Raw genomic sequence first — 18,368 nt, 5'->3', positions numbered from 1 at the left:
CGGTCGTAGGCGCTGCGCATAACGCCTGCTGACGGGCTCGCGGATTTTCTTCGAAAACGTAACGTGCCGAAAATGCTTCGTGGGTACGGTGCCGATCAGACCGGAAGTTCACCCGCGTCCGCACCGGGCCCGCGATCCACGCCGAGCGCGGTGCGGCGTTCGAGAAGTGGGGCCGTGATGAGGAATTCGTGGTTGGGGCGGCGGATCGGGACGCGAACCATCGCGGCCGTCGGCTTACTGGGGTTGGCGGCGTCGATGCTGGCGGGCTGCGGTTCCGGGCGAACCGGCGAGGACGACGACGGCGGCGGCCTGGTGGCAGGCACCACCGACAAGATCTTCTCGCTCGATCCGGCGGCCGCCTACGACAACGGCTCGCTCGTCGCCGAGACCCAGATCTACCAGTATCTGCTGAACTTCGCGCCCGGCGACGCGACACCCCGGCCCGATGCCGCGCAGAAGTGCGAGTTCACCGCGCCGACGGTGTACACCTGCACGCTGAAGGACGGCCTGAGATTCGCCAACGGCAACCCGCTGACCGCCACCAGCGTGAAGTTCTCCTTCGACCGGATGCTGCGGATCAACGATCCGAACGGGCCCGCGGCACTGCTCGGCAACCTGGAGAAGACCGACGTGGTGGACGCGCGCACCGTCGCGTTCACGCTGAAGGTGGCCAACGATCAGACCTTCCCCGCGATCCTGCCCACCCAAGCGGGACCGATCGTCGACGAGAAGGTGTACGCCCCGGACCGGGTGCTGCCGGACGAGGACGTGGTGCGGGGCAAGGGTTACTCCGGCCCGTACACCATCGCCGGTTACGACAAGAACAAACTGGTCGAGTACCGGGCCTTCGCCGACTACAACGGCATCCTCGGCACACCGAGAACCAAGACGGTGTCGACGAAGTACTACGCCACCACCGACAACATGAAACTCGACCTCCAGAACGGTTCGCTCGACGTCGGATATCGGTCGCTGACGCCCACCGACATCGAGTCGCTGCGCAACGACAGCAAGGTCACCGTGCACGAAGGCCCGGGCGGTGAATTGCGCTACCTGGTGTTCAACCTGAACACCATGCCGGGCGGTACACCCGCGCAGAAACTGGCCGTGCGCAAGGCGGTCGCGTCCACCGTCGATCGGGCCGCGCTGGCCGACGGCGTCTACAAGAAGACGTACCTGCCCGCGTATTCGTCCGTGCCGCAGGGCGTGCCGGGCGCGGCGGAGCCGTTCGAGGACATCTACGGCGCCCGGCCGAACAAGGATCAGGCGGCGCGATTCCTGGCCGACGCCGGGGTGGCGACCCCGGTGGAGCTGAATCTCCAATACAACCCGGACCACTACGGCTCCAGCAGCTCCGAGGAGTACGCCGCGATCAAGTCGCAGCTGGAGGCCACCGGTTTGTTCTCGGTCAACCTGCAATCCACCGAATGGGTGACCTACCAGCGCGAACGGGCCCGCGACGGCTACCCGCTCTACCAGTTCGGCTGGTTCCCGGACTTCCCGGACCCGGACAACTACCTCTCTCCGTTCTTCGGCCCGAACAACTTCCTGCAATCGCACTTCGAGGACCCGGGCATCTCCGCGCAGCTGATCGCGCAGGCCACCCAGCCCGACAAGGACAAGCGGCTCGCGCAGATCCAGCAGGTGCAGCGCGACCTCGCGCAGAACTTCCTGCCGATCGTCCCGCTGCTGTCCGGCAAGCAGATCGCGGTCTCGGCCGCAGGCGTGCAAGGCGTGGAGCAGACGCTCGACGCGTCGTTCAAGTTCCGCTATACGGTGCTGAGCAAGTGAGTTCCGGCGAGACGGTCGGGCCGGAGGCGACGATATCGGCGGACAGCGCGCCGGCAGCAATCCGGGCCCGGCCCCGGGGCCCGCGGCGAACAGGCAGGGGCGGCGACGATTCTCGGTACCGCATGTTGTCGCGCTACCTCGGCGTCCGCCTGCTGCTGATCCCGGTGACCGCGTGGATCCTGGTCACGGTCGTGTTCTTCCTGATGCGCGTGGTCGGCGATCCGATCAGCGCGGCCATGGGCGGGCGCATGACCCAGGAGCAGATAGCGGCGCGCAAGGAGGCAGCCGGGCTCAACCGGCCGATCCTGGCCCAGTACCGGGACTACCTCTCCGGGCTGCTGCACGGTGATCTCGGCCGCTCCCAGGACAATCGGGAGATCAGCGAGGTGGTGCTCACCTATGGCGCGGCCTCGCTGGAGCTGGTGTGCTGGGCGCTGATCGTCGCGTTCGCGATCGGCGTCCCGCTGGGCAGATACGCCGCCACCCACCGGGATTCGGCTGCCGACACCACGCTGCGCCTGCTGGCCATCCTGTTCTACGCCGCGCCGGTGTTCTTCGTCGGCCTGCTGCTCAAGCTGGTGTTCGCGGTGCGGCTGGGCTGGCTGCCGGTGGCGGGACGGGCGAGCACCAACGTGGAACTGCGGTTGCAGCACGTCTCGCCGAAGACCAACATCATGGTGATCGACGCGATCCTCTACGGCGACTCCGGCTACCTGCTCGACGTGCTGAGACACGCCGTGCTGCCCGCCGTCGCGCTGGGCCTGCTCACCGCGGGCATCTTCCTGCGGCTGGTGCGGATCAACCTGATCCAGACCCTGCGCGCCGACTACGTGGACGCGGCACGGGCGCGCGGTCTGTCCCGCCGCGTGGTGACCGGCCGGCATGCCTTCCGCAACGCGATGATCCCGATAGTCACGGTGATGGGCATGCAGATCGCCATGATGCTCGGCGCGTCGGTGCTCACCGAGACCACCTTCGAGTGGAAGGGCCTCGGCTACCAGTTCGCGCAGTACCTGTCGGCGCGCGACTTCATCGCAGTGCAGGGCATCGTCGCGTTCATCGCGCTCATCGTGGCGGTGCTGAGCTTCGTGGTGGACGTCCTGGTCGCGCTGATCGATCCGAGGGTGAGGTTCTGATGACCGCTCCGGAACTACTGAACGAACCTCCGGTCATGCCGTCCGCGCCGCGAAGGGGCGTACCCGGCCTGCGGTTGTTCGCGATGACCGCGGGGTTGCAGCGCGCGACGCTGATCCTCGGGCTCGCGTTGGTCGGCGTCTTCGTGGTCGCCGCCGTTCTCGCTCCGCTGATCGCGCCGTACGGGTTCGCCCAGAGCGCCGCCGACGGTGTCGAGTTCGCCCGCCAGCAGGCGCCGTCGGCCGAACACTGGTTCGGCACATCGGTGCGCGGCGAGGACGTGTTCTCCCGGGTGATCTACGGTGCGCGCACCGCACTGTGGGTGATCGCGATCTCGCTGGTGCTCTCGCTGCTGATCGGGGTGCCGCTGGGGTTGCTGTCCGGCTATGCCGGGCGGTGGCCGGACCGGCTGCTGGTGCTGTTCATGGACGCGATGTACGCGTTTCCGACTCTGCTGCTGGCGATCGTGGTGTCCATCGTGGTCGCGGGCGGCCGCTCGACCAGCCTGGGCGGTGTGCTGTCCGCGGCGGTCGCCATCACGGCGGTCTTCGTGCCGCAGTACTTCCGCGTGGTGCGCAACGCGACCGTGGCCGTGAAGCAGGAGCCGTACGTCGACGCGGCCCGGGTGACCGGTGCGTCGACCACGCGAATCCTGTTCCGGCACATCCTCGCCAACGTCACCCAATCGCTGCCGGTGATCGTCACGCTCAACGGATCGGAGGCCATCCTCACCCTGGCCGGGCTCGGCTTCCTCGGTTTCGGCATCGAACCGACCCAGGCCGCGGAGTGGGGCTTCGACCTGAACAAAGCGCTGTCGGACGTCTCCAACGGCATCTGGTGGACGGGTGTCTTCCCCGGCGTCGCCATCGTGCTCGTCGTGCTCGGCATGACCTTGGTGGGCGAGAGCCTCAACGAAGTGCTCAACCCCATCCTGCGCACTCGTCGCGCGGCGGCGGTGGCGAGCGCGCCCGGCGTCGCGCCGGGCGGAGGAAAGGACGTGACCGATGCCTGAGTCTTCCGCGGCCGGCCGGGGCCGCCCCGCCCTGTCCGTCGAATCGCTGTCGGTCACCTTCGCCACCGACGCGGGGCCCGTGCACGCGGTCACCGACGTCTCCTACCAGGTCTATCCGGGCGAAGTGCTGGCCGTCGTCGGAGAATCCGGTTCGGGCAAGTCGGTGAGCTCGCGCACCGCGATGGGGTTGCTGCCCGCGACCGCCACCGTTGCCGGCCTGGTCACCCTGGGCACCGAGCAGGTCACCGCGATGAGCGAGAAGCAGCTCACCGCATTGCGCGGCGGAGCGATCTCGATGGTGTTCCAGGAACCCGGACTGGCGCTGGACCCGTTGTTCACCGTCGGTTTCCAGATCGGCGAGGCGCTGCGGGCGCACACCGAGATGACCAAGAAGGCCGCGAGAGCACGCGCGGTGGAACTGCTGCGCCTGGTGGGGTTGCCCGACCCGGAGCACCGGGTGGACTACTACCCGCATCAGCTCTCCGGCGGACAGAAACAACGGGTGATGATCGCCATCGCCATCGCCTGCGAACCGAAGGTGATCATCGCCGACGAGCCGACCACGGCGCTGGACGTCACGGTGCAGGCCGAGATCCTCGCCCTGCTGCGGGACCTGCGCGACCGGATCGGCAGCGCGATCGTGCTGATCACCCACAACATGGGCGTGGTCGCCGACATCGCCGACCGCGTTGTGGTGATGCGCGACGGCGCGGTGGTCGAGCAGGCGCCGGTGGACGAGCTGTTCGCCCGGCCCACGGCCGAGTACACCCGCGCCCTGCTGGCCGCGGTGCCGCACCTGGGCGCCGAACAGATCGAACACGGGCCGTCCGACCGCACCGGAACCGCGGCCGATCCGGTGCTCGAGATCCGCGACCTCGTGGTCGAATTCCCCGGTTCGTTCGGCAGGCCGCGGTTCCGCGCCGTGGACGGGGTGAGCCTGCGGATCGCGCCCGGCGAGACGCTGGGCCTGGTCGGGGAATCCGGATCGGGCAAGTCGACCATCGGCCGTTGCGTGGCGGCGCTGCAACGGCCGACCTCCGGGACGGTGCGGGTGCGCGGGCAGGACATCGCGGGCCTGTCGCAGCGCAAGCTGCGGCCGATCCGGCGGCGCTTCGGATTCGTCTTCCAGGACCCGGCCAGTTCGCTGAACCCCCGGCTCACCGTGGGGGAGTGTGTCGCGGAGCCGTTGCTGGTGCACAAGGCCGGAAGCTCCGCGCAGATCCGAGCCAGGGTGCGCGGACTGCTCGACGACGTGCGTTTGCCCGCGGGTGTCGAAGGTCGCTACCCGCACGAGTTGTCCGGCGGGCAGCGTCAGCGCGCGAGCCTGGCCCGCGCCCTGGTGCTCGACCCGGACCTGCTGGTCGCCGACGAGCCGACCAGCGCGCTGGACGTCTCGGTGCAGGCGGCGGTGCTGGAGTTGTTCGGCCGGCTACAGCGCGAATGCGGCTGGGCGTGCCTGTTCATCAGCCATGACCTGGCGGTGGTCGACCAGCTCGCCGACCGGATCGTGGTGTTGCGCGACGGTGCTGTGGTCGAGGAGGGTGATCGCGATCGCATCCTGCGCGCGCCGCGGGAGGAGTACACCCGGCGCTTGGTCGCCGCCGTGCCGGTGCCCGACCCGGTGCGGCAACGCCGCCGCCGGGAGCAGGCCGGGCGGCTCGACGGGAACGAGACGGACTGATCGTCCGCTTTACGGTTGGTTCTGCCCTATTGTCAAGAGGGCGAGCCAACACCGGTGCGGGGTCGTTATCCGGCTCCGGTAGCGTGAGCAGGCATCTATCCGCCGATTCGGTTTGGAGCTTTCCCCGAAGATGACTGAACAGACCCCCAGTGGTGGTGCCTCATACGCCGCGGCAGGCGTGGACATCGAGGCAGGTGACCGCGCAGTCGAGTTGTTCGGGCCATTGGCGAAGAAGGCGACCCGGCCCGAGGTCCAAGGCGGCCTCGGTGGTTTCGCCGGGCTGTTCGCGTTGAAGGGCGGCTACCGGGAACCGCTGCTGGCGGCCTCCACCGACGGCGTCGGCACCAAGATCGCGGTCGCCCAGGCGATGGACAAGCACGACACCGTCGGCCTCGACCTGGTCGCCATGGTGGTGGACGATCTCGTGGTCTGCGGCGCGGAGCCGCTGTTCCTGCAGGACTACATCGCCATCGGCAAGGTCGTGCCGGAGAAGGTCGCCGAACTGGTCTCCGGTATCGCGGAGGGTTGTGTGCGCGCCGGTTGCGCGCTGCTGGGAGGCGAGACCGCCGAGCATCCCGGGCTGATGGACCCGGACGACTACGACCTGTCCGCCACCGGCATCGGCGTGGTCGAGGCCGACGCGGTGCTCGGTCCCGACCGGGTCCGTCCCGGCGACGTGGTGATCGCCATGGGGTCCTCCGGGCTGCACTCCAACGGCTACAGCCTGGCCCGCAAGGTGCTGCTCGACATCGACCGCATGTCGCTCACCGGCCACGTCGAGGAATTCGGCCGCACCTTGGGCGAGGAACTACTCGAGCCGACCCGGATCTACGCCAAGGACTGCCTGGCGCTGATCGCCGAGACCGATGTGCGCACCTTCGCCCACGTCACCGGCGGCGGCCTGACGGCGAACCTGGCCCGGGTGCTGCCCCCGGGCATGGTGGCCGAGCTGGATCGCGGCACCTGGAACCCGGCGCCGGTGTTCAAGATGATCGCCCAGCGCGGCCGGGTGGAGCGGGCCGAGATGGAGAAGACGTTCAACATGGGCGTCGGCATGGTCGCCGTCGTCGCCCCGGAGGACGTGGACCGGGCGCTGGCAGTGCTGACCGCGCGGCACATCGAGTGCTGGACGCTGGGCACGGTCAAGAAGGCCAAGGACGCCGACGCCATGCGCGCCGTCCTGGTGGGGGAGCATCCGCGGTTCTGACCGCGGCGAAGACACGTCAGAGCCCCGCATCCTCGTGCGATGCGGGACTCTGTTGTGTTGCAAGCCTTTTCGGCGCCTGTGACGTCAACCCGCGACAACGATCGAAGGGGGAGGCCCGCCGGCCTCCCCCTTCAGACGTAAATCCGAGTCAGCGGCGCCAGTCGTCGTAGTCGTCCTCGTCCCAGCGGGACAAAGAGTCGTCCGCGTCGTGCTCATCGGACAGCACACCACTCCGCTGGGAGGTGGGGCTTCCCGAAAGCTCGCGCTGAAGGCTCGCGAAGTCGGTCGGCGTCGAGCTGTACTTCAGCTCGCGCGCGACCTTGGTCTGCTTTGCCTTAGCCCGGCCACGGCCCATGGCTGACCCCCTCGCGTCACAGCGGGGCGGCCTGGGGTTTGGTGGCGGCCCCGTTCGAATTAATACTCTTCCTGACAGACACTTTAGCGTGTGTCCGGCGGTCTCGCTTCCAGGAGTGGGTGAAGAACTCCGGAACCGGTGCCGTTTGCCCGCTTGTCGCCCCGCCGTGGAATACCTAGACCACGCCGGGTATCGCGCGAATCACACCGACTCGAGCGCCCCCGCCGAGCACTGCGGGGGCCGCGAGCTCCGCGTGCGCATCGGTCCACACGATCCCCATCCGATGCAGAATCGCCAGCGTCAGCGGCATTCGCGCCCGATCGTGACCGTCTTCGATCTTGTACGCGAAAGCCGATCCGTCCGGCAACGCGCCTGCGTGCACACCGTCCGCGCCGATCTTGCACACCAGTCCCGGGGTGGCCCGCATGGCCAGCAGATCGGCCCCGTTCGTGCCGGAAATCACTCGCGGATGCGCGCGTACCGCGTCGGCGACCCGGCGTTCCGGGGTCCCGGGATCGGCCGTCGCCATGGTCGCGAACACCCGCGCGAGGTTGACCAGCGAGACCGGGATGATCGGCAGTCCGCAGCCGTCGATGCCCAGATCGGCTTCCGGCTCGCCGGTCAGGTCGGCCACCGTCGCGATCACCGCGCGCTGGAGCGGATGCGTCCGGTCCTGGTAGCCCTCGGTGGGCCAGCCGTTGATCGCGCAGGTCGCGAGCATCGCCGCGTGCTTGCCGGAGCAGTTCATGTAGATCGGATGGGGCTGTTGCCCACCGGCGAGCGCCGCGGCGCGGGCGCGTTCGTCGTACGGCAGATCGGGCGGGCACGCCAGGGACGAGTCGGGCAGCCCGAAGCGGTCCAGCAGCCTGCGCACCAGCGCGACATGGTCCGGTTCGCCGAAGTGCGAGGCGGTGGCGATGGCCAGTTCGGCGTCGTCGAGCGGCTGGAACCCATTGCGCAGGAGGGTGATCGCCTGCATCGGCTTGTTCGTCGAACGCGGGAAGATCGGCAGATGCACTTCGCCGAGCTCGAGGGTGGGCTCGCCCGCCGCGTCGAGCACCACCACCGAGCCGCGGTGCACGCATTCGCGGAAGCCCGAGCGGACGACTTCGACCAGTTCCACACTCACAGTTGCGCTCCCGTGCCGACGTCGTCGGTGCGGCCGGCCGCCGCGTGCCGGTGCGCCGCGGCCCGCGCGGCGTTGGTATGCCTGCGCGCGTGCCGTTCGACCTGCATGCGCACGTCGTCGGAGATGGTCGGCTCGTCGGCGAGCAGGATCGTCAGCAGGTCGAGATCGGCGCCGGTGAACAGGTCACGCACGGTGATGCCGTGCTCGGGGACGTGCACCACCGAGATCCGGTCCCCCGCCGCGATCGTTCCCTCTTCGAGCACCCGCAGGTAGGCGCCGGTGTCGCTGCGCAGGGCGAACCGTTTGACCCACTGCCGCTCACCGCTCCAGTGCTGGAACGTCGCACACGGCACGCGCGGAGCGCTGACCTCCAGCAGAGTGTCGCCGACCGACCAGCGCGCGCCGATCACCGAGTCGCTGACCGGAAGTCCACCCACCCGGAGGTTTTCGCCGAACCACCCCGCGGGCAGGGTGCGGCCGAGTTCCGTGCCCCAGCGACGGGCGTCCTCGTCGGCGTAGGCGTAGACGGCCTGATGCACGCCACCGTGATGCTTGGTGTCGCAGACGTGGTCGCCGTCCAAGCCGAGCGCGCGCACCGCGACCCGGCCCGCCACCGGTCGCTTGTCGATAGCGGTGCGACCCACCCGGGTCGGCACCTCCAGGTCGGCGTGCACGACACAGGCGGCGAGCACCTCGCCGGTATCACCGACGCGCATGGGCAGCGCTCCTCTCGTCGCGGATGGGGAGGCTCGGCGCTGAGCAGGGGTGCGGGTGCCGGCTGGAAAAGTCCCACGCCGAACGGTGTTTCGTCAACGGATCAACGCCCGCGCAGCCGGTCGACCGCGAGCCTGCCCGCCTGCGGCTCGTCGTCGGAGGGCATCGAATCGGGATCGATGGACGCGGCCACCGGACCGGCGGCCAGCGCGGTATCGGCCGGAACGGCGCGCTTGACCAGGGCGAGGGCGATCGGGCCGAGTTCGTAGTGGTCGACGACCGTGCCGAGCCTGCCGACCGTGCGGCCACCCGCGGTGACGTCGTCGCCGACAACCGGGCGCTCGTCCGCCGAGCCGTCCAGGTGCAACAGCAGCAGGTGCCGCGGCGGCTTGCCGAGGTTGTGCACCCTGGCCACGGTCTCCTGGCCGCGATAGCAGCCCTTGTCCAGGTGAACCGCTCCGTGCTCGGGGACGCCGCCGATCCAGCGGGCCTCGTGCGGGATGGTGCGTTCGTCGGTGTCCAGGCCGATGCGCGGGCGAACGGCCGCGACGCGCAGCGCCTCGAAGGCCCACATCCCGGCGGGGGTGGCGCCGGCCGCGGTGAGCCGGGCCCAGAGGTCGGTCAGCCGGTCGCGGGGGATGATCAGGTCGAAGGAGTCCGCCGTCGGCCACGGCATCCGGCGCAGGAAGCCGCCGTCGGGCAGCGGCACCGCCTCGTACATGCCGGGCAGAGCCGGGACCCCGAGCGCTTCGGTCAGACCGGCGACTCCCGGTCCGAGCAGGCTCAGCACCGCGTGATCGGCGGCTTCGACAGGCTTGGCGTCGGCCCAGAAAACCATTCTTTGCAGAAACGCGAGCAGGTCGGGACCGCGCTCGGCCTCGGTATCGATCCAGACGGTGCCGTCCAGCTCGGTGAGCACGAAGTGATGCAGCACCCGGCCGTTCAGATCCAGGTCGAGGTTCTCGGCGGACTGCCCGTCGCCGAGGGCGGCGACATGCTGACTGGTGATGGTGTGCAACCAGGTCAGCCGCTCGGCGCCGGTGATGCGCAGGACGAATCGGTGCGAGCGGTCGACGATCGCGGCGCGCTCCACCGCGGCGCGCTGTTCGCCGAACGGATCGCCGTAGTGCCAGGCGACGGCGGCGTCGGGCGAACCCGCCGCTCCCGCGACGGCTCCCGACACACTGAGCAGGGGGCTGGGCGCAACGACCACGGACACCTTCTCCACTCTAGGCGGGTCCGCCCGGCGGTGCGCGAACCGGGCCATGGCGCCGCGGTCCGGCATAGCCGATCGGCATTGTCCGAGCATTACGGCGGGCGCTTCGGTGCGGCTGCACAAAAGGTCTGGCAAAAGCGGCCGTGACATAGGCATTGGCCGCTCGCACCGCCTACGCTCGTCGCATGGTGGATCGAGTTCTGGTAACTCTCGATGGTGCGGTCCGAGATGTGGATGCGCCGTTGTTGTTCGCGGACGATATCGGCGTATTGCGCGGCGACGGTGTGTTCGAAACGGTGCTCGTGCGCGCGGGTGTCGCGTGCGCGATCGAATTTCATCTAGGCAGACTGCGCCGCTCCGCGCAGGCGCTCGATCTGCCCGAGCCCGAACTGGGCAAATGGCGCGAGGCGGTGGAGATCGCCGCCAAGGAATGGGGCAGCGAACGCGAAGGCGTGCTGCGGCTGGTGCTGACCCGAGGCCGCGACTCCGAGCTGGCGGGCACGCCCGACAAGGTCAAGACCGGCGATCTCGCCGCCGCCGTGCCGGTGCCGACGGCTTTCGTGCTCGTCGTGCCGGTGCCCGAGCGCGTGGAGAAGGCCCGCAGCGAAGGCGTCGCCGTGGTGAGCCTCTCGCGCGGCATCTCGGTCGACCTCGCGCAGGCGGCGCCCTGGCAGTTGCTCGGGGCCAAGACGCTGTCCTACGCCACCAACATGGCCGCCCTGCGGTTCGCCGCGCGGATGGGCGCGGACGACGTGATCTTCACCAGCACGGAGAATCGGGTGCTGGAGGGGCCGCGGTCCACCGTGGTGATCGCCCGCGACAAGCAGTTGATCACCCCGCCCGCGAAGAACGGCGTGCTGCCCGGCGTCACCCAGCGCGCGCTGTTCGCCGAAGCCGAGAAGGCCGGCTGGCGCTGCCGCTACGACTCGCTGTTCACCGCCGACCTGCTCACCTGCGACAGCGTCTGGATGCTGTCGAGCATCTCGCTTGCGGCGCGGGTCAATTCGCTGGACGGGCTGCGGATGTCCGCGCCGGACAACGCCCAGGAGATCATCGATCTGGTCGATCGCGGCATCGAGCGCGCGGGAGCCATCGGCGACTGGTGACGGGGTGTTCCGCCCGCGAGATCGGTTGTCGCGTCGGCCGCGCGCGGAGGGCGGCGCCGTCGTGGCGAGGCGCCGCTCCGTGATCTCCGTCCTACTCGGGCGGGTACGGGGTGGCGATGAGCACGGAAAACAGGCGAAATGGGCGTGCGATCGCGCTGGTGGCGTGGCCTAGGACTCATTGTTCCCCGTCATCTCCGACGTAGTCTTACTACGACACGTCGTAGATACGCAGGAGGCCGGCTTGAACGCCTTGGACATCTCCCGATGGCAGTTCGGCATCACCACGGTCTATCACTTCCTTCTGGTGCCGTTGACCATCGGTCTCGCGCCGCTGGTGGCAGCCATGCAGACCGCCTGGGTCGTCACCGGCAAGCAGCACTGGCTGCGACTGACCAAGTTCTTCGGCAAGCTGTTCCTGATCAACTTCGCGCTCGGCGTCGCGACCGGCATCGTGCAGGAGTTCCAGTTCGGCATGAACTGGAGCGAGTACTCCCGGTTCGTCGGTGACGTATTCGGCGCCCCACTCGCGCTGGAAGGCCTGATCGCCTTCTTCATGGAGTCGACCTTCCTCGGGCTGTGGATCTTCGGCTGGACCCGGTTGCCCAAACTGCTGCACCTGGGCGCGATCTGGATGGTCGCGATCGGCGTGAACGCCTCGGCGTACTTCATCGTCGCGGCCAACTCGTTCATGCAGCATCCGGTCGGCGCCCGCTACAACCCGGAAACCGGTCGCGCGGAGCTACAGAGCATCGTGGAGGTGCTCACCAACAACACCTTGCTGGCCGCTTTCCCGCATGTGGTCGCCGGATCCTTCTTGACGGCGGGCACTTTCGTCGCGGGCATCGCGGGATGGTGGATGGTGCGCAACGCCCGCGGCGGCGACGAGGCGAAACTCGCCGAGGCGCGGGCGATGTGGCGGACCGCGGCGCGGGCGGGCATCGCCGTGCTGATCGTGTCGCTGGCGGCGCTGATCTACACCGGTGACGTGCAGGGCAAGCTGATGTTCGAACAGCAGCCGATGAAGATGGCCTCGGCGGAATCGCTGTGCCACACCGCCCTCGACCCGGACTTCTCCGTGCTCACCGTCGGCACGCACAACAACTGCGACAGCGTCACGCACGTGCTCGAAGTGCCGTACGTGCTGCCCTGGCTGGCGGAGGGCGAGTTCACCGGCGTGACCTTGGACGGCGTCGTCGACCTGCAGAAGGCCTACAACGAGAAGTTCGGCGTCGGCGACTACCGCCCGAACCTGTTCGTCACCTACTGGTCGTTCCGCGCCATGATCGGTCTGTCGGCGGGTTCGGCGCTGCTCGCGCTGGCCGGGCTGTGGCTCACTCGCCGCGGCCGGGTGCCCGACCAGCGCTGGTTCTCCTGGCTGAGCCTGCTGGTCATCCCGACGCCGTTCCTGGCCAACAGCGCCGGATGGGTGTTCACCGAGATGGGCCGCCAGCCCTGGGTGGTCGTGCCCAACCCCACCGGCGACCCGAACCTGCGCCTCACCGTGCAGCAGGGCGTCTCGGACCACTCGCCCGGCGTCGTCCTGTTCTCGCTGATCACCTTCACGCTGCTGTACGGCGCGCTCGCGATCGTGTGGTTCTACCTGATGCGCCGGTACGTGATCCACGGACCCGATCCGGCCGCACCCGCCGCGTCCGAGCCGCACGGCACGGACTCGGCCTCGGGCGGCCGCACGGCCGAAGAACCCGCCGTCGAACACCTTTCGTTCGCCTACTAGGAGCCGGCGATGAGTCTGCAAGAGTTCTGGTTCGTCCTGATCGGCCTGCTGTTCACCGGCTACTTCGTGCTGGAGGGCTTCGACTTCGGCGTCGGCATGCTCATGCCGATCCTCGGCAAGGGGTCCGACCGGCGCAGGCGCGCGGTGCTCAACACCATCGGGCCGGTGTGGGACGCCAACGAGGTCTGGCTGATCACCGCGGGCGCCGCGATGTTCGCCGCGTTCCCCGAGTGGTACGCCAGCCTGTTCTCCGGCTTCTACCTGGCCTTGCTGCTGGTGCTCGTCGCGCTGATCCTGCGCATCTGCGCCATCGAGTACCGCGGCAAGATCGACGACCCGCGCTGGCGGGCCCGCTGCGACATCGGCATCGGCATCGGTTCCTGGGTTCCGGCGCTGGCCTGGGGCTGGGTATTCGCCAATGTCGTGCACGGTGTGCCGCTGAACGAGAAGAAGCAGTTCGCGGGCTCGGTGGCCGACCTGTTCGGGCCCTACGCCCTGCTCGGCGGATTGGCGACCGGGCTGCTGTTCGCGCTGCACGGAGCGATGTTCCTGGTGCTCAAGACGGCCGGCGAAGTCTGCGACGACGCCCGGCGCACCGCCCGGCTGCTGCTGGCTCCGACGGTGGTCGTGGTCGGCGGATTCGGATTGTGGACCCAGCTGTCCTACGGGACCGGCTGGACCTGGATCCCGCTGGCGCTGGCGGTACTCGGCCTGGTCGTCGCGGCGGCCGCCGACTTCGCCCAGCGTGACGGGTGGGCGTTCACCGGCACCACGGTGACCGTCGCGGCGGCGACCGCGCTGCTGTTCGGTTCGCTGTTCCCGAATGTGCTTCCGTCGACGCTCGACGCGGCATTCGACCTGACGATCCACAACGCGTCCTCGACGCCGTACACGCTGAAGGTGATGAGCTGGGCGGCGGCGCTGGCCACCCCGGTCGTGCTGGTGTACCAGGGCTGGACCTACTGGGTGTTCCGCAAGCGGATCACCGTCGAGCAGATCCCGCCCCCGGTCGGCCTGCCCATGCGGCGCGTGCGGGACTGACGCCATGGCCCGCCCGCCGATCGACCCGCGCCTGTGGCGGTACGCCCGCTCGGCGCGCGGCTACCTGGCGCTCAGCGTCGCGCTGTCACTGATCGTCACCGCGACGATCGTGGTGGCGGCGCTGCTGATCGGGCGGGTGTTGGCCGGGGTGGTCACCGATCCGGGTTCGCGCACGCTCGGCGCGTGGACGGTCGAACTGGTCGTGCTCGCGCTCGTGATCGCGGGCCGGGTCCTCGCCACGTGGTCGCAGGCCCGGCTGGCGCACCGAGCGGGCGCGAGCGTGGTGGCGGAGCTGGAGGGCGCGGTGCTCGCGGCGGGCGCACGGCTGTCGCCTCGCGAACTCGACACGCGCCGAACGGAGTTGGCCGTGGTCGTCGGCACCGGCCTGGCCGGGCTGCGCGGCTATCTCGTCGGCTACGTACCCGCTCTGTTGCTGGCGGTGCTGGTGCCGCCGATCGTGCTCGCGGTCATCGCGGCCCACGATCCGGCCTCCGGGGTGATCGCGGTGGTCACCTTGCCGCTCATCCCGATCTTCATGATCCTCATCGGGCTGCTGACCCAGGGAAGATCCGAAGCCACCCTCGCGGCCACCACGCGGTTGTCGGACCAATTGCTCGACCTGTTCGCGGGCATGCCGACGTTGCGCGCGCTCGGCCGCGAGACGGGCCACCCGGAATCCGGACCAGACGCCGCCACACACACCATGCGGCACCGCGTCCGCGATCTCGGTGACGCGCTGCGGCAACGCACCATGCGGGCGCTGCGCATGGCTTTCCTGTCCTCGATGGTGCTGGAGATGCTCGCGACCCTCAGCGTGGCCCTGATCGCGGTCTCCATCGGGCTGCGGCTGGTATTCGGCGAGATGAGTCTCTACGCGGGCTTGGTGGTGCTGGTGCTCGCCCCCGAGGTGTACCTGCCGCTGCGCATGGTGGGCGAACGTTTCCACGCCGCCCAGGACGGCATGGCGGCCGCGGACAAAGCGTTCGCGATTCTCGAGTCCACGCCTACCGCGCACGTCGACGGCGGGCACGTCACGGCCCCGGCCCTCGGCGGTGAGCTGGTCGCGTCGGTGCCCGGCCACGGCGTGCAGAGGCTGTCGGCGACCGACCCAGGCGACGAGCTGGCCAGGTGGCTGCCTGGCCACGGTGTGGTGGGTGCGGTGGCAGAACCGGCGGGCGGTGATGCGAGCAACGACCGCCGGACCGTGCGGAAGCCAGCCATGGCGACGGCACTGGACCGCGACAGCTCCGCAGGCCCCGGCACGGTCGAACTCCGCGACCTCTCGGTGCGGGCGCGTGACGGGTACGCCCCCGCGGGTCTGTCGGCGGTCTTGCGGCCCAGCTGCCTCACTGTGCTCGCCGGTCCCAACGGCAGCGGCAAATCGACCGTGGTGCAGGCGATCCTGGGATTGATCGCGCCCGACCGAGGCGTAGTGACCGTCGACGGTGTCGACATCCGTGAACTGGACCCGGACCGATGGTGGGCGCGCGTGGCGTGGCTGCCGCAGCGGCCGGTGCTGATACCCGGCACGCTGCGGGACAACCTCGAACTGCTCGGCGCGCGAACGGTGGACCGCGCCGCCCGCGGCCCGGCGCGCGTCATCGACGATCTCGAAGCCGCCTGCCTGGCCACCGGTTTCGACGCCGTGCTGGCGGATCTGCCGGACGGCTGGAACACCGTGGTCGGCCCCGGCGGCGTCGGCCTGTCACTCGGCCAGCGCCAACGCCTCACGCTGACCAGGGTGCTGGCCACCGATCGCCCGGTCCTGCTGCTCGACGAGCCGACCGCGCACCTCGACGCCGCCGCCGAAGCCACCGTACTGGCCGCCCTCCAGGTCCGGGCCCGCGCGGGCGCGACGGTCGTCGTCATCGGCCACCGCCCGACCGTGCTGGCCGCCGCCGATCACGTCGTCCAGGTACGCGCCGACCGAGCGGAGGTCCTGCGGTGAGCGCTATCGAGCGAAAGCCGACCGGAGTTCAGCAGCCGCTGATCGCCGCCGAGGATCGCCCGATGATCGGCCGCGTGCGACCGGCTCGTGGTGATGCGCACCGCGCGAGCGGAGGTCCTGCGGCAGCGGGGAAAGCCGGTCGACCATGTGGTGACACGCCCGGAGGAAACTGCGGCGGGCAGTGGGTGACGTCCGCGACCTGTGTGGAAGACCCGCTGATGGTCGGCCGCGGTTCGCGAGCCGACGCGACGGACGGGCGAGAGGGGCGATCGCGATGACGCGGGCCGTTTCACGCGACACCACGACGTTCGGTGATCTGCGCCGGATGTGGACGCTGCTCGAATTGTCCCGCGGGCGGGTCGCGGTGGCGATCGGGTGGGGTGTGCTGGCGCTGGGCAGCGGGCTCGGTCTGGCGGCGCTGGCGGCGTGGCTGATCGCGCGAGCCTGGCAGATGCCGCCGGTGCTCGACCTGAGCATCGCCGTCGTCGCGGTGCGCGCGCTGGGCATCTCGCGCGGCCTGTGCCGGTACCTGGAACGTCTCGCCACGCACGACGTGGCCCTGCGCGCCATGACGACCGCGCGCACCACGGTCTACCGCACGCTGGCTCGCTCGGATCTCTGGCTGCGCAGGCCCGAGGTCCCGCGGACCGGGCACGACCGGTCGGATGCGCCCGCAGGGGAGACGAAGCCGCCGCGCCGCGGTGATCTCCTGGTCCGCGTCGGCCGTGACATCGACGACCTGGGCGCCGTGGTGGTCCGCGTGTTCGTGCCGGTCGCGGTCGCCCTCGCCCTCTCGGTCGCGGCCGTCGCGCTCCTGGCCACGATCTCCCCGTCCGCTGCCGGGATCCTGGCGGGTGCACTGGTCCTGTCGGGCATCGTCGCGCCGTGGTTGTCGGCCGCCGCGGCGTCGGAGGCGGAACGCGCCGTCCGCGCCGACCGGGCGGAGTTCACCGCGCAGGCTCTGACAGTCCTCGACCACGCGGTCGAATTGCGCGTCGCCGGTCGTCTCGACGCCGCTCTCGACGCGGCCGCAGCGGCGTCACGCCGAGCCGTCGCCGCGGAGGACCGGGCCGCCCGGCGCAGCGCCTGGGCCGCCGCCGCCACGCCGCTCTCGATCGGCGCCGCCGTGCTGGGCGCCCTGCTGATCGGTATCACCCTCTACGGCCCCGATGGCGGTGCCGCGGGCGCGATGACACCGATGGCGCTGGTCGTCCTGGTTCTCTTGCCCCTCTCGGCCTTCGAAGCGGTCGGCCCGCTGCCCGCGGCGGCGCAGGCCCTGACGATCGCCCGTGCCGCGCTGCATCGCCTGGACGGATTCGAAGCCGGTTCGCCCACCGGCACGGCGACGGACCCCTGTGACTCCCAGTCCGGGTACGACTCGGAGCAGGAAGGACGGCGGATGAGCCTCGCCCCCTCGGCCCGCCTACACGACGCGCGCGTGCCGGAACGGCCTCGGGGCAGGCGCATCGCGGTGGTCGGCCCCAGCGGCGCGGGCAAGACGACTCTGCTGATGAAGTGGGCGGGATTGTTCGACACACCCCGCCCCGGCATCACCTTCTTCGCCGAGGACGCGCACCTGTTCGGCACCTCGGTGCTGGAGAATCTGCGAGTAGCGCGTGGCGATCTGACCGCCGAAGACGCCGAGAAGGCATTGCGGACAGTCGGTCTCGGGGACTGGCTGGACGGGCTGCCGGAGGGGGTGCACACCGGCCTGGCAGGGGGAGCGGCCGCTGTGTCGGGCGGACAGCGTCGCCGGATACTGCTCGCGCGCGCACTCGTGTCACCGGCGCGAGTGTTGCTGCTCGACGAACCGACGGAGCACCTGGAGGCCGAGCCCGGGGCGCAGCTGCTGCGCGACCTGCTCGACGTCGACAGCGGCATCGTGGAACCCGATCGCATCGTGGTCGTCGTCACACATCAACTGCCGGAGGACCATCAGGCCGACACGGTGCTCCGGATCACCGCATCGGGCCTGGTCACAACGGAATTCGCGGCGCGAGCGACAGCGTGTGACGCCCGCGATTCCGCCCACCGAGAAATTCCGTTGCCGAGCTGCTGACGCGCCGCTAGATTCGTTCGTACACGAGGAAGGAGGTGGTTCGACGAATGGATATTCATAGGACACGTGAGGTGGCTGTCCGCTAGCGCCACCGCTGCAGGTGGATTTCGCCCGCGCGAGCGCTGAGCGAATTCCAGGCAGTCACCCGGCCCCCGAGCCCCGGTCTGTCCGACCGGACCCGTGCGATGAGAGTCGCACCGGTATGGCTCGGGGGCTGTTCCGCCTCTCCGGGCCTTCAGG

At 69.8% G+C, this 18,368-nt stretch carries 14 protein-coding genes; 10 read left to right on the top strand and 4 right to left on the bottom strand.

Annotated features, from left to right (window positions below):
• The first annotated feature begins 255 nt into the window (after positions 1-255).
• The 5 genes from NG1_RS05525 (at position 256) to purM (ending at position 6,825) form a co-directional block, all read left to right on the top strand.
• Positions 256-1,791, top strand: coding sequence for an ABC transporter substrate-binding protein (locus NG1_RS05525; RefSeq protein WP_062968619.1), 1,536 nt, complete (start codon positions 256-258; stop codon positions 1,789-1,791).
• Positions 1,792-1,913: 122 nt separating this feature from the next.
• On the top strand, positions 1,914-2,927 hold the full coding sequence (locus NG1_RS05520) for an ABC transporter permease (protein ID WP_062968618.1): 1,014 nt from the start codon (positions 1,914-1,916) through the stop codon (positions 2,925-2,927).
• Positions 2,928-2,962: 35 nt separating this feature from the next.
• Positions 2,963-3,937 (top strand): ABC transporter permease, encoded by a 975-nt coding sequence (locus NG1_RS05515; RefSeq protein WP_245659803.1) that lies wholly within the window; start codon positions 2,963-2,965, stop codon positions 3,935-3,937.
• Positions 3,930-5,618, top strand: coding sequence for an ABC transporter ATP-binding protein (locus NG1_RS05510; RefSeq protein WP_062968614.1), 1,689 nt, complete (start codon positions 3,930-3,932; stop codon positions 5,616-5,618). The genes NG1_RS05515 and NG1_RS05510 overlap by 8 nt, the downstream gene beginning before the upstream one ends.
• Positions 5,619-5,748: 130 nt before the next feature.
• Positions 5,749-6,825 carry a phosphoribosylformylglycinamidine cyclo-ligase gene (purM, locus tag NG1_RS05505; RefSeq protein ID WP_062968612.1) on the top strand — a complete coding sequence of 359 codons (1,077 nt, stop codon included), beginning with the start codon at positions 5,749-5,751 and terminating at the stop codon, positions 6,823-6,825.
• A gap of 148 nt (positions 6,826-6,973) precedes the next feature.
• Here purM and NG1_RS05500 read toward each other — a convergent pair whose 3' ends face one another.
• From NG1_RS05500 to ygfZ, 4 genes are all read right to left on the bottom strand, one after another.
• A complete protein-coding gene (locus tag NG1_RS05500; RefSeq protein WP_062968610.1) occupies positions 6,974-7,180 on the bottom strand; it encodes a DUF3073 domain-containing protein in 207 nt (68 codons plus the stop codon).
• Between the two features lie 175 nt (positions 7,181-7,355).
• Positions 7,356-8,309, bottom strand: a complete 954-nt coding sequence (locus NG1_RS05495) for an asparaginase (protein WP_062968607.1) — start codon at positions 8,307-8,309, stop codon at positions 7,356-7,358.
• The gene (locus tag NG1_RS05490; protein ID WP_062968605.1) at positions 8,306-9,025 is read right to left on the bottom strand and encodes an MOSC domain-containing protein; all 720 of its coding nucleotides are present in this window, start codon (positions 9,023-9,025) and stop codon (positions 8,306-8,308) included. Before NG1_RS05490 ends, NG1_RS05495 begins: the two co-directional genes overlap by 4 nt.
• Before the next feature lie 101 nt (positions 9,026-9,126).
• Complete coding sequence (gene ygfZ / locus NG1_RS05485) at positions 9,127-10,290, bottom strand: CAF17-like 4Fe-4S cluster assembly/insertion protein YgfZ (RefSeq protein WP_062968897.1); 1,164 nt, start codon at positions 10,288-10,290, stop codon at positions 9,127-9,129.
• Between the two features lie 134 nt (positions 10,291-10,424).
• On the opposite strand from ygfZ, the gene NG1_RS05480 reads away from it, so the two are divergent.
• From NG1_RS05480 to cydC, 5 genes are all read left to right on the top strand, one after another.
• On the top strand, positions 10,425-11,345 hold the full coding sequence (locus NG1_RS05480; protein WP_062968603.1) for an aminodeoxychorismate lyase: 921 nt from the start codon (positions 10,425-10,427) through the stop codon (positions 11,343-11,345).
• 241 nt (positions 11,346-11,586) lie between these two features.
• Positions 11,587-13,080, top strand: a complete 1,494-nt coding sequence (locus NG1_RS05475) for a cytochrome ubiquinol oxidase subunit I (RefSeq protein WP_062968601.1) — start codon at positions 11,587-11,589, stop codon at positions 13,078-13,080.
• Positions 13,081-13,089: 9 nt separating this feature from the next.
• The gene (gene cydB / locus NG1_RS05470) at positions 13,090-14,121 is read left to right on the top strand and encodes a cytochrome d ubiquinol oxidase subunit II (protein WP_062968599.1); all 1,032 of its coding nucleotides are present in this window, start codon (positions 13,090-13,092) and stop codon (positions 14,119-14,121) included.
• A 4-nt stretch (positions 14,122-14,125) separates the two neighbouring features.
• A complete protein-coding gene (locus NG1_RS05465; protein WP_062968597.1) occupies positions 14,126-16,069 on the top strand; it encodes an ABC transporter ATP-binding protein/permease in 1,944 nt (647 codons plus the stop codon).
• Between the two features lie 274 nt (positions 16,070-16,343).
• The gene (gene cydC / locus NG1_RS05460) at positions 16,344-18,128 is read left to right on the top strand and encodes a thiol reductant ABC exporter subunit CydC (protein ID WP_062968595.1); all 1,785 of its coding nucleotides are present in this window, start codon (positions 16,344-16,346) and stop codon (positions 18,126-18,128) included.
• Positions 18,129-18,368 lie beyond the last annotated feature (240 nt).

The sequence above is a fragment of the Nocardia gamkensis NBRC 108242 genome (assembly GCF_001612985.1).
Taxonomy (GTDB): domain Bacteria; phylum Actinomycetota; class Actinomycetes; order Mycobacteriales; family Mycobacteriaceae; genus Nocardia; species Nocardia gamkensis.
Note: the sequence above shows the minus strand (reverse complement) of the source record. Positions and strands in the feature narration are given on the sequence as shown.

Excerpts from the sequence above, each read along its gene's own strand:
- NG1_RS05465 (WP_062968597.1), top strand. The coding sequence starts at position 14,126 with ATGGCCCGCCCGCCGATCGACCCGCGCCTGTGGCGGTACGCCCGCTCG.
- cydC (WP_062968595.1), top strand. The coding sequence starts at position 16,344 with ATGACGCGGGCCGTTTCACGCGACACCACGACGTTCGGTGATCTGCGC.
- NG1_RS05480 (WP_062968603.1), top strand. The coding sequence starts at position 10,425 with ATGGTGGATCGAGTTCTGGTAACTCTCGATGGTGCGGTCCGAGATGTG.
- NG1_RS05520 (WP_062968618.1), top strand. The coding sequence starts at position 1,914 with ATGTTGTCGCGCTACCTCGGCGTCCGCCTGCTGCTGATCCCGGTGACC.
- NG1_RS05510 (WP_062968614.1), top strand. The coding sequence starts at position 3,930 with ATGCCTGAGTCTTCCGCGGCCGGCCGGGGCCGCCCCGCCCTGTCCGTC.
- purM (WP_062968612.1), top strand. The coding sequence starts at position 5,749 with ATGACTGAACAGACCCCCAGTGGTGGTGCCTCATACGCCGCGGCAGGC.
- NG1_RS05500 (WP_062968610.1), bottom strand. The coding sequence starts at position 7,180 with ATGGGCCGTGGCCGGGCTAAGGCAAAGCAGACCAAGGTCGCGCGCGAG.
- NG1_RS05515 (WP_245659803.1), top strand. The coding sequence starts at position 2,963 with ATGCCGTCCGCGCCGCGAAGGGGCGTACCCGGCCTGCGGTTGTTCGCG.
- NG1_RS05490 (WP_062968605.1), bottom strand. The coding sequence starts at position 9,025 with ATGCGCGTCGGTGATACCGGCGAGGTGCTCGCCGCCTGTGTCGTGCAC.
- ygfZ (WP_062968897.1), bottom strand. The coding sequence starts at position 10,290 with ATGGCCCGGTTCGCGCACCGCCGGGCGGACCCGCCTAGAGTGGAGAAG.
- NG1_RS05525 (WP_062968619.1), top strand. The coding sequence starts at position 256 with ATGCTGGCGGGCTGCGGTTCCGGGCGAACCGGCGAGGACGACGACGGC.
- cydB (WP_062968599.1), top strand. The coding sequence starts at position 13,090 with ATGAGTCTGCAAGAGTTCTGGTTCGTCCTGATCGGCCTGCTGTTCACC.